Origin of the sequence: Streptosporangium sp. NPDC002524, assembly GCF_040295985.1 — a bacterium.
GTDB lineage: Bacteria > Actinomycetota > Actinomycetes > Streptosporangiales > Streptosporangiaceae > Streptosporangium.
Genome location: NZ_JBEOWK010000018.1, coordinates 171,051 through 181,856, shown reverse-complemented (window position 1 = coordinate 181,856; position 10,806 = coordinate 171,051). Strand labels below are relative to the sequence as shown.

10 protein-coding genes are annotated in these 10,806 nt (G+C 72.6%); 7 read left to right on the top strand and 3 right to left on the bottom strand.

Annotated elements, in window-relative coordinates; translation table 11 throughout:
• Positions 1–142: 142 nt before the first annotated feature.
• Entirely contained in the window at positions 143–1,531 is a 1,389-nt protein-coding gene (locus ABT053_RS29185) for an SDR family oxidoreductase (protein WP_350973150.1), read from the bottom strand.
• Between the two features lie 155 nt (positions 1,532–1,686).
• Here ABT053_RS29185 and ABT053_RS29180 point away from each other — a divergent pair, with 155 nt between their 5' ends.
• The 7 genes from ABT053_RS29180 (at position 1,687) to ABT053_RS29150 (ending at position 8,804) form a co-directional block, all read left to right on the top strand.
• Positions 1,687–3,516: a CDP-alcohol phosphatidyltransferase family protein gene (locus tag ABT053_RS29180; RefSeq protein WP_350973147.1), complete on the top strand. Its 1,830-nt coding sequence runs from the start codon at positions 1,687–1,689 to the stop codon at positions 3,514–3,516.
• Positions 3,517–3,582: 66 nt separating this feature from the next.
• The gene (locus ABT053_RS29175; RefSeq protein ID WP_350973144.1) at positions 3,583–4,206 is read left to right on the top strand and encodes a DUF5941 domain-containing protein; all 624 of its coding nucleotides are present in this window, start codon (positions 3,583–3,585) and stop codon (positions 4,204–4,206) included.
• A gap of 106 nt (positions 4,207–4,312) precedes the next feature.
• Positions 4,313–5,047 (top strand): phosphocholine cytidylyltransferase family protein, encoded by a 735-nt coding sequence (locus ABT053_RS29170; protein ID WP_350973142.1) that lies wholly within the window; start codon positions 4,313–4,315, stop codon positions 5,045–5,047.
• Between the two features lie 5 nt (positions 5,048–5,052).
• Positions 5,053–6,093, top strand: a complete 1,041-nt coding sequence (locus ABT053_RS29165) for an iron-containing alcohol dehydrogenase family protein (RefSeq protein WP_350973141.1) — start codon at positions 5,053–5,055, stop codon at positions 6,091–6,093.
• Complete coding sequence (locus tag ABT053_RS29160) at positions 6,071–6,838, top strand: CDP-alcohol phosphatidyltransferase family protein (RefSeq protein ID WP_350973140.1); 768 nt, start codon at positions 6,071–6,073, stop codon at positions 6,836–6,838. The genes ABT053_RS29165 and ABT053_RS29160 overlap by 23 nt, the downstream gene beginning before the upstream one ends.
• 195 nt (positions 6,839–7,033) lie before the next feature.
• Entirely contained in the window at positions 7,034–7,915 is an 882-nt protein-coding gene (locus ABT053_RS29155) for a glycosyltransferase family 2 protein (protein WP_350973193.1), read from the top strand.
• 13 nt (positions 7,916–7,928) lie between these two features.
• Positions 7,929–8,804 carry a sugar kinase gene (locus tag ABT053_RS29150; protein WP_350973138.1) on the top strand — a complete coding sequence of 292 codons (876 nt, stop codon included), beginning with the start codon at positions 7,929–7,931 and terminating at the stop codon, positions 8,802–8,804.
• 168 nt (positions 8,805–8,972) lie between these two features.
• On the opposite strand, the gene ABT053_RS29145 is transcribed toward ABT053_RS29150, so the two are convergent.
• The gene (locus tag ABT053_RS29145; RefSeq protein WP_350973135.1) at positions 8,973–9,710 is read right to left on the bottom strand and encodes an acetoacetate decarboxylase family protein; all 738 of its coding nucleotides are present in this window, start codon (positions 9,708–9,710) and stop codon (positions 8,973–8,975) included.
• On the bottom strand, positions 9,695–10,762 hold the full coding sequence (locus ABT053_RS29140; RefSeq protein ID WP_350973134.1) for a glycosyltransferase: 1,068 nt from the start codon (positions 10,760–10,762) through the stop codon (positions 9,695–9,697). Before ABT053_RS29140 ends, ABT053_RS29145 begins: the two co-directional genes overlap by 16 nt.
• Positions 10,763–10,806: the final 44 nt, after the last annotated feature.

Sequence of the window (10,806 nt, the reverse complement as noted above, 5' to 3'; positions counted from 1 at the left end):
CGGGTGACGGTCAGGGGCGGACGTCCGGGGGGACGGGTGACGGTCAGGGGCGGACGTCCGGGGGGACGGGTGACGGTCAGGGGCGGACGTCCGGGGGGACGGGTGACGGTCAGGGGCGGACGTCCGGGGAGCCGGGTGACGGTCAGGGGCGGACGTCCGGGGAGACGGGTGACGGTCCGGGGCGGGCGCCGACCACCTGACCGGTGACGCCGGAGGCGAGCACGTCCAGCGAGGCGCGGGCGACGGCGTACGGGGCGGGCGGGCCCGGCGGCGCCGTGGTCCCCGCCCGTCCGGGATCCACGCAGTTGACCCGCACCCCGTACCCGGCCCACTCCTCCGCGAGCGCACGGGTCAGGCCGGTCACGGCGGCTCCCGCGAAGGCGCGCAGGCCGTCTCCCGTTCCGTCCCGGGCGGGGGAGGGGGCGTGGAACAGCAGCTGTCCCCGCGTCTCGCGGAGATGGGGGAGGGCCGCCCTGGCGACGGTGACGGGGCCGAGGTGGTTCACGCTCACGGTCTCGGCGATCGCGGCGTCGTCCACCGCGTCGATCCTGCCCGGGGGCGCGCCCGCCGTGCTGACCACGTAGTCGATCCCGCCCGTCTCCTTGACGACGCGGGCGAGCGCGTCGGCCACCGCCCGGAAGTCGGCGGCGGGGAAGCCTATGGGGAACACATGGGCGCCGTGGCGTCCGGCCAGTTCCGCCACCTCGGCACCGGCGTCGTCCGCGCCGAGGACCACCACGGTCCTGCCCTCCAGCGCGTCGCGCAGGGCGGTTTCCGAGCGGGCGGGGACGTCGCCCGCGGCGAGCCGGAGAAGCTTGTCGGCGACGAAAAGATCCACCGGGTGGGTGACCTTCATGTTCCGCTCGCTGCCCGGCACCACGTGGATCGGCACGTCGGGCAGGTAGCGCAGCACCACCCCGCAGTCGTCGGTGGGCGGCCGGTCGCCGAAGCCGGGGTCGGCGAAGGCGCGCTCGTACGCCTCGCGGATCACCGAGAGCCGGAAGCACTGCGGGGTCTGGACGCGGCGCAGGCCGGCCCGGTCGGGGACGTCGCTGACGACCTCCCCGCGCGGCCCCCGCGAGGTCACCACGATCGTGTCGGAACTCGGGATCGCCACCTCGACCGCGGAGAAGGTCCTCAGTGCCTCGACGCAGTCGGCGATGATCCGGGGCTCCGCCAGCGGGCGTACGGCGTCGTGCAGCAGCACGAGGCACTCCTCCCGCGTGCCCAGCGCCCGCAGCGCCCGCCAGGTGGTCTCCGGGCGGCTCGCGCCGCCCTCCAGGATCCTGCCGACCTTCGTGAAACCGCCGCGCTCGACGATCCGCTCCACCTCGCCGGTGAAGCCGGGCGCCATCAGGACCATGATCTCGTCGATCTCCGGTGCCCCCTCGAACAGCGCGAGGGTGTGTTCGAGGATCGTCCTGCCCGCTATCTCCAGCAGCTGCTTGGGGGTGTCGTGGCCGACGCGCCGGCCGACGCCGCCTGCCAGGACCACACCGACGGTTCGGGGACGCGGTTCACGTTCGGACACGATCAGATTCCTTTGACAGTTCGGATATGGCGAGCGTAATGGGTGCGTACCTGATCGACCGGCGTGCTCCCGTGCTATCCCGTCAAGATCTAGCTACGCTGAGTGCGCACTCCCCGATTCGTACGGTGATCCCGTCGGATACGAAGGAGCCCGGATTGCCTGACTCTCACGCCATCGCCTCGTCCGACGCCTCGCGGGCGGTCGCGGTCGTGCTCGCCACCACCGAGTCGTCGGGCCTCCGGTGCCCCGGCGGGACCCTCCTCGACAGGCTGACCGGCCAGCTCGCCACGCTTCCCGTACGGGATGTGCACGTGGTGGCCCGTTCCAGCGACATCATCCACGCGCCCGGCGGCACCCACATGATCGGGACCGAGGGGTCGCGGGGGCTCGCCGACGACCTGCGCAGGATCGCGAAGGTGGCCCGCTCGTCCATCGGCCCGGTGCTGGTGGTCGCCGGTGACCTGGTGGCGCACACCGAGGCGCTGGCCATGCTCGTGGAGCACCCGGCCCGCGACACCGCCGCGCTGGTGGGCGGGGCGGGCGGCGTCCCGGGGCCGGCGCGCCCGCCGGTCAGGACCGACGGCAGGTCCGTGGTGGCCGCGGGCACCTCCTTCCACGAGGCCGGCGAGACCGACGGCACCTTCAGGGGCGCGCTCCAGATCGGCGTGTCCGACCTCGCGGGCTTCGCCGAGACCACCGAGACGCTCGCCGAGCTCGCCGAGACGGGCGCCTTCGGCCCGATGGACGGCGGCGAGGCCCCCGGCCTGCTCCTGGTCGGCCTGGTCCGCTCGGGCGTCCCGGTGCGCGCGGCCAGGCTCGGCCGCCTGCACGCCGACCGGATGACCGGGCAGGCGGACGCCGACGCGGCCGTGCCCCGGCTGGCCGAGGTCGACGAGCGCGAGGCCCGGCTGGACGCCGCGGTCAAGACCAACGACGGCTTCTTCGCCACGTACGGCGTGAGCTCCTGGTCCAGGCACCTCGTGAAGGCGGTCGCCGCGCTCGGCCTGACGCCGAACGCGGTCACCGGCATCTCCGTGGGCTTCGCCATGCTCGCCGCGATCTGGTTCTCCGTGGGCACCCGGCCCGGCCTGATCGCGGGGGCGGTCCTGCTCTACCTGTCGTTCGTGCTCGACTGCGTCGACGGCCAGCTCGCCCGCTACACCCGGACCTTCTCGCCGCTCGGGGCGTGGCTGGACGCCACCTTCGACCGCGTCAAGGAGTACGCCGTCTACCTGGGCCTCGCCATCGGGTACGCGGCCGGGCTGGACATCGCGGGCGGCGGCCCGGACGGCATCTGGGCGCTGGCGGTGTCCGCGATGATCCTGCAGATGCTCCGCCACATGATCGACTTCTCGTACGCGGGGGCGCGCGCCGACGCGAGCCGGGTGGGCGCGGCCTGGGCCAGGGCGGCGGGTTCGCTGGCCCACCCGGCCGGTGAGGCGAGCCGGTCGGTGTCGCCGCGGCGGCCGGAACGGCGGGCCGCGTTCGCGGGTGCCGACGCGGGATGGGCGCCGGGCACGGGCGAGAGCGAGGGCGACGGGGCCGGATCCGTCGGCGGGGCCGGTGGGGTTGGCGGTGTCGGTGGGGCCGGTGGCTCCGACGGATCCGGCGAGATCGGCGCAGCGGCCGTCGGTGCCGGAGGTGGGCGGGCGGGACCCGCGGACGAGCGGACGACGGGCACCGGAAGCGGGCTGACGGACTTCCCGGGCAGTGCGGACTCTCTGGGCAGGGCGGCCGCCGGTGACGGTGGCGAGCCCGGGGCGGGCAACGCGGTCGTGCGGCTCTCGCGGGCGATGGAGAAGGCGTCGCTCACCCGCTGGTTCAAGAAGATCGTCGTGTTGCCCATCGGGGAGCGGATGGCCCTGATCGCGGTGACCGCCGCCCTCTTCAACGCCCGGGTGACCTTCGTCGCGCTGCTGATCTGGGGCGGGGTCGCCGCTCTCTACATCCTCTTCGGCCGGGCGGGCCGGTCGCTCAGCCGATGACCGCGGCGGGGTCCGTGACCGGCGGGACGGATCTCCCGCCGGGTGAGTGGGAGAACAGGTGCGATCATGATTTCTGTGCATATGGCGCCGGTGCCGCGGAGTGCCGTGGTCGCCTACCGGGACGACGGGGTGCTGTCGAGGGGCATGGGCGCCCTGGTGGCCGGGCAGCTCCCGCCGCTGCCGCCCGCGATCGTCGGGATGTTCGTGACCGGGGTGCTGCTGATGGTCGGCGTGGCCGGCACCGACGGACCGGCCGTGTTCGCCCCCGCGGTGGCGCTGCTGCTGGCCGGTCTCGGAAGCTCCCACCCGCACGACGGCCGGCTCGACTGGATGGTGCCGCCGATCCTGCGCCTCACCGAGTACGGCTTCGTGGCCTCGGTGGGCTTCGCGCACGACGTGCCGCCGTGGCTGATCTTCATGCTGCTCGGCGCGATGGCCTTCCACCACTACGACGTCGTCTACCGGCTGAGGCAGCGGGTCTACCCGCCGTCCTGGCTGGCCACGTCCGGTCTGGGCTGGGACGGCCGTATGCTGCTGATCGCGCTCGGCGGGCTCGCCGGGCAGGTCACGCTGGTGTTCGCCCTGCTCGCGCTCTACCTGTGGTGCCTTTTCTCCTGGGAGAGCGTCACCTGCTGGCTGGCCGCCCCGAGGGTCGGGGTGGACGCGGCCGACCTCGGAGCACACGATTGAGAACATCCGGCGAACCCTCGATTACACGATCAGGGCCTGAAGGCAACTAATCTTTGGGGCCTAGGAGTGCCCGCCGGGAGGCTCTCACCCGAAAGAGGAGTGCACGTTGCTGGGAATGGTGCTGGCCGCCGGGGCCGGACGACGCCTGCGGCCGTACACGGACACGCTGCCCAAGGCGCTCGTGCCGGTCGACGGCGACACCACGATCATGGACATCTCGCTGCGCAACCTCGCGGCGGCCGATCTCCGTGACGTCGTGGTCATCGTCGGCTACCAGGCGCAGGCGGTACACGAGCGCAAGGCCGAGCTGGAGAAGCGGCACGGCGTGAAGCTCACCCTCGTGCACAACGACAAGGCCGAGGAGTGGAACAACGCCTACTCCCTGTGGTGCGCGCGCGACTACTTCGACCAGGGCGTGCTCCTGGTCAACGGCGACACGGTGCACCCCGTCTCGGTGGAGGAGACGCTGCTCTCCGCGCCGGCGACCACCGACATCCTGCTCGCGGTCGACGACGTCAAGAAGCTCGCCGACGAGGAGATGAAGGTCACCCTCGACGGCGACCGCCACCTGCGGCTGATCACCAAGCTGATGGACCCGGCCACCGCCGCCGGTGAGTACATCGGCGCCACGCTCATCCGCCCGGGCATCGGCGACCGCCTCGCCGACGCGCTGCAGGCCACCTTCGAGCGCGACCCGCAGCTCTACTACGAGGACGGCTACCAGGAGCTCGTCGCCCGCGGCGAGAAGATCGCCGTCGCTCCGATCGGCGACGTCCCGTGGGTCGAGGTAGACAACCACGACGACCTCGCCAAGGCGCGGGAGATCGCGTGCCGATACTAGCCAGGATGCTCCCGGCCCCCCTGTCGATGGAGGTGCGCCGGGGCGCCGTCGCCCAGCTGGGCTCGTTGCTGGCCGACAGCAGGGTGGCGACCTCGGGACGGGTGGCGGTGGCCGTGGGCGCGGGCCAGGGAGACAGGATCGCCTCGGTGATCACTCCCTCGCTCGGCGAGGCCCAGGTCTTCCGGGTGCCCGACGGTTCGGTCGACGCGGCGATCTCGCTCGGCGCCGACCTGCGCAAGGGCGCGTACGAGGCCGTCGTGGGCATCGGCGGCGGCAAGACCATCGACGTGACCAAGTACGCCGCGTCGCTGGCCGGGATCCCGATGGTGGCGGTGGCCACCAACCTGTCGCACGACGGGATCTGCTCGCCGGTGGCCTCGCTGACGCACGACGGCGGCAAGGGCTCCTTCGGCGTGCCCATGCCGCTGGCCATCATGGTCGATCTCGATTTCGTCCACGACGCGCCCGCCTCGCTGGTCCGGTCCGGGGTCGGCGACGTGGTCAGCAACCTCTCCGCGATCGAGGACTGGCAGCTCGGCGCGAGCGAGCGCGGGGAGCCGATCGACGGCCTGGCCTGCGCGATGTCCCGCACCTCGGCGGAGGCGGTGATCGGCAGATCCGACTCGATCGAGTCCGACGCGTTCCTCACCGTGCTGGCCGAGGCGCTCATCCTGTCGGGCATGTCGATGGTGGTCGCGGGCTCCTCCCGTCCGTCGAGTGGCGGAGACCATGAGATCCTTCATGCCGTGGATCAGCTCTTTCCCGGCACCTCCAATCACGGCGAGCTCGCCGGGATAGGTGCCGCATTCTGTTTCTTCCTCCGCGAGGACTCGCGGAGGCTGGGCCAGGTCGTCGACTGCCTGCGCGGGCACGAGCTGCCGGTCACCCCCACCGACGTGGGGTTGTCCCCGGCCCAGTTCACCGAGGCGGTCATGCTGGCCCCGGCCACGCGCCCCGGCCGTTACACGATCCTCGAGCACCTGCGTCTGTCGGAGCCGGAGATTCACGATCGGGTGGAGGATTATGTCCGGGCCGTCGGTCGCTGAGCTCCGTGCGGTGGCCCAGCCGCACTCGACCATGGACCGCAACAGCGGCGAGCACTGGGCCGGCGCTCTCTACATGCGCAAGCTGTCGATCTACGTCACCTGGTTCCTCGCCAAGACGCCGATCACCCCCAACCAGACCACCTGGCTGATGATCCTCACCGGCCTGCTGGCCGGAGTCGTGCTCGCGCTGCCCGGACTCTGGGCGGCCGTCCTCGCGGCCCTGCTGGTCCAGCTCTACCTGCTGCTCGACTGCTCCGACGGCGAGCTGGCCCGCTGGACCGGCCGCACCTCCATCACCGGTGTCTACCTCGACCGGGTCGGCCACTACTTCGCCGAGGCGGCCATCCTCATCGGGCTGGGTTTCCGGGCGTCGGAGATCCTGCCCGACTGGTACACCGTGATCGGGTTCGCCGCCGCGCTCGGCGCCATCCTGATCAAGGCGGAGACCGACCTGGTCGACGTGGCCCGGGCCCGCTCCGGGCTGGTCGCGGCGACCGAGGCCTCGGCCGAGCACTTCCGGTCGCGCGGGCTGGGCATGGCGCGCAGGGCGGCGGCGGCGCTGAAGTTCCACCGGATCGTGCAGGCGGTCGAGCTGTCCCTCCTCATCGTGGTCGCCGCGATCTGGGACGCGATCAACGGGGGGCTGGCGGCGACGAGGATTCTCGTGGTGGCCTGCGTGGTTGTCGCCGTGCTGCAGACGATCCTGCATCTGATCAGCATTCTGGCGTCCAGGCGGCTCTCATGAGGAACCGGATGGCGTCCGGGCGCGTCGTAAGTGCGAACACCCCGCTGTTTGGCAGGTGTTCGCCGGCGGTTCCGATACGCTTGTCCCGCGGTATGCCAGGAAACACCAGCCCCGCCAGAATTCCCGACCCAGCAGACTCGGTGATCATGAAAGTATGCTCCGTACGTGCTCTCGACGCGTCAGGACGATGACCCGTTGAAGATCTCGTGCGTCATCCTCACCATGGGCAACCGGGTCCCCGAGCTGGACCGGGCGGTCGAGTCCGCGCTGAACCAGGTCGACGGTGACGTCGAGGTCGTCATCGTCGGCAACGGCACGGACGTTCCCGAGCTGTCGGCCACCGTGCCCGCCGGGTCCTCGGCCTCGATCAGGAGCGTGCGGCTGAACCACAACGCGGGCATCCCCGCGGGCCGCAACCGCGGCGTCGAGGAGTGCTCGGGCGACGTCGTCCTCTTCCTCGACGACGACGGCTGGTACGCCGACACGGGGCTCGTCTCCCACCTGAGGGAGCGCTTCTCCACCGAGCACGACCTCGCGGTCGTCTCCTTCAGGGTGAAGGACCCGGAGGGCGGCATCGGCCAGCGCCGCCACGTCCCCCGCCTGCGCGCGGGCGACCCCGAGCGGTCCTCCCCGGTCACCACCTTCCTGGGCGGCGCGTGCGCCATCCGCCGCTCGGCCTTCCTCCAGGTCGGCGGCCTCCCCGAGCGTTTCTTCTACGCCCACGAGGAGACCGACCTGGCGTGGAGGCTCCTCGGCGAGGGCTACCGCATCGAGTACGACGCCCAGACGGTCATGTACCACCCGCAGGTCCCCCCGACCCGGCACACCGACTTCTACCGCCTCAACGCCCGCAACCGGGTCTGGCTGGCCCGCCGCAACCTTCCCTGGGTGCTCGCCGGGCTCTATCTCCTCAACTGGATCGTGCTGACCCTGCTCCGCGAGCGCTCCAGGCCGGCGCTGCGCGCCTGGTTCAAGGGCTTCACCGAGGGGCTCCGCGAGCCCGCGGGCGAGCGCCGTCCCATGGGCTGGAACACCGCCTGGCGGATGCTGCGCCTCGGCCGCCCGCCGATCGTCTGACCCCCGATCCGCAGTGGACGTCTACACACTCGGCGAGGCGTTCGGCGTCGTCACCAGCGGCCGGATCCGCCACGAGCACGAGGCCAGGCTGGACGTCGCCGGGGCCGAGTTCACCGTCGCGGTCGGGCTGTCCAGGCTCGGCCACCGGGTGGGCTGGCTGGGCAAGGTCGGCGGCGACGAGCTGGGGGCGAGGATCCTCACCGCGCTGCGCGGCGAGGGCGTGGACGTCTCCGACGCCCGGGTGGACGAGGGGGCCCCGACCGGGATCCTCCTGAAGGAGTCGAGGCTCGGCCAGGCCTCCAGGGTCACGTACTACCGCACCGGCGTCAGGCTCGCCCAGGGCAACGTCCCGGTGGACCGGATCGCGGCCTCCCGCGTCCTGCACGTCAGCGGGATCACCGCCGCGCTGAGCGCGCGCGACGCCATGCACGCCGCCGTACGCGCCGCGCGGACCGCCGGGGTCGCGGTCTCGGTGGCGATCGACTACCACGACCAGCTCTGGCCCGACCTGCGCGAGGCCGAGGAGATCCTCAGCGTGCTCGCCTGCTCGGCCGACGTGCTGTTCGTCCGGCAGACGGAGCTCGACCTGGTCAAGCCCGCGCTCACCGGGGATCGCGAGGTCATCGTGACCCGTGGCGCCCGGGGCGCGAGCGTGCGGGTCGACGGGGTCCGCCACGACGCCGCCAGCCTCTCCACGCCCGTGGTCGACCCCAACGGCTCCGGGGACGCCTTCGTCGCGGGCTATCTCAGCGCGCTGCTGGAGGGTCTCCACCCGGCCGACCGGCTGCGCCGGGGCGGCCTGCTCGCGGCCTTCGCCTCGTCGGGCCCCAGCGACTGGCAGGGCCTGCCGACGAGGGCCGAGCTGCCCCTCCTGGAGCTCGACGGCTGATCCCGTACGCGGATCCTTCCGGGACGCGGAAGGGCGGCGGAGTTCGTCCGGTGGGAGGGGCGTGCCCGTCCGGTGGGCGGGGACGGCGGCGCGAGGTTCACTCGCCGGACGGGGTTCCCGGGGTTCTAGGTCTCCGGCTGGCGGGGTTCCCGGACGCTCCCGGGACCGTCAGGGTTCCTTGGCCTCGCCGAACGTCATGGCCAGGTGGGAGATCGTGCTGGTCGCGAGGGCGCGCTTGGGCAGGCCGAGCTCGCTCAGCTCCCTGGCGATCGGGTGGTTGCCCAGGCGGATGAGGGCGCCGCCGGGGCGCGTGCGGATCCCCCGGGGGGTCAGCGACCAGGGGATGCGGCGGGTGACGCCGTCCAGGTGGCTGTAGGCGTCGAGGGCGGTCACCATGCCGGTGCCCGGCACCGGGACGCCGGGTTTGATCAGCAGGTCCAGCACCAGGCGGCCGTCCTTGCGGACGATGCACCGCTTGTAGGGGGAGGACATGCGCAGGTCGATGTCGGCGAGCTCCTTGGGGAAGCCCCAGATGGCGCGGCCCGCCTCCAGGGTGAAGCCCTGGTCGACCGGGAGCCAGTGGACGAACACCCCGGCGCCGGTGCGGCGCAGCTCGGACAGGTTCGCGCGCAGCCCCCCGCCGGGAACGTGGCCCGAGCCCGGGGGCCTGGCCAGGAAGGCGACGCCGAACTCGTGGTAGCGGTCGAGGTCGCTGTCGAGATAGTCGGCGAACACCAGCGTGCACAGGGCCTTGCGGGGCAGCACCTCGGCGACGTCCAGATGCGAATAGGCGATCACCGCCCGCGCGGCGTCCGCCCTGACCAGGTAGGACGCGCTGCAGACCATGACGTCGCGGACGCGGACCGGCATGGTGACCTCGCGCCCCTGGATCAGATGGCGTGCCATGCCTCCAGTACACCAATCTCCTGGCTCGACGTCACTGGTTTACCCGCCCATTCCTCCAGCCATCCGACGAAAGCGCCCGCGTGGTCCGGCCAGTTGTGGTGGGCCAGGGCCTCGGCGTGGCCGCGCGCGCCCATCGCGGCCGTCCCTTCCGGGTCGTCCCGCAACGCCAGCACCGCGCGTACCGTCGCCCGCGCGTCCCGGAAGGGGACGACGACGCCGCACCCGATCCCCTCGACGACGGACGCCGCCGCGGGCAGGGGGGTGGTGATCACCGGGACGCCCCGGGACATGTAGTCGATGATCTTGGCCGGTACGGGCCGGGGGCCGGGCGCGTCGTGCGGGAGCGACAGTCCGGCGATCGCCCCCTCGGCCATCCGCAGCGCGTGCCGGTTGGGCACGTAGCCGTACCAGTCGAGCAGGCCCTCCCGCTGCGCGTCCCGCAGCATCGGCCTGATCCGGACGTCCGCGGAGCCGATCAGGTCGAGCCTGACGCCGTGCGGGAGCAGCAGCCGGGCCGTCTCCACCAGCTCGGCCACGCCTCCGGCCTCGGAGAGGTGGCCGACGTGGACCACCCGGTTCCGGCCGGGCCGCGCGGGCGGCGCCGAGGGCACGTAGGCGGCGTTGGGCACGACCGGGTGGGGGCCGGAGAACCGCTCCCGGTAGGAGTCCTCGGCCAGGATCAGGTGCAGGCGGTGCTCCGCGCGGGCCTCGACCCGGCGTACCAGCGCGGGCAGGGCCCGGCGCAGGTGGCCGGGGGCCGCGCCCCAGGCGGTCCCGACGTCCCCGCGCACGTCCCAGACGGTGACGGGGCGGCTCCTGGGCAGGCGGAACAGCAGCTCCATGTCGTGGACGACCAGCAGGTCGGCGCCCTCCACCCCGCGCTTGAGGGCTCCCCGGGCGGCCTTCAGCGACCGCCTGCGGCGCCCGGCGGTCGCCCGGGGCACGTCGATCGCCCGGATCCCGGGATCCGGGGTGACGTTGCAGTCGGTGAAAGGGGCGACATAGGTGATCTCATGCCCGGCGTCGAGGAGCGACCGGATCTGCCGATGCATGATCCGGGCGTCCTCTGGGTGATGAGCGATTGTCACGACGCATA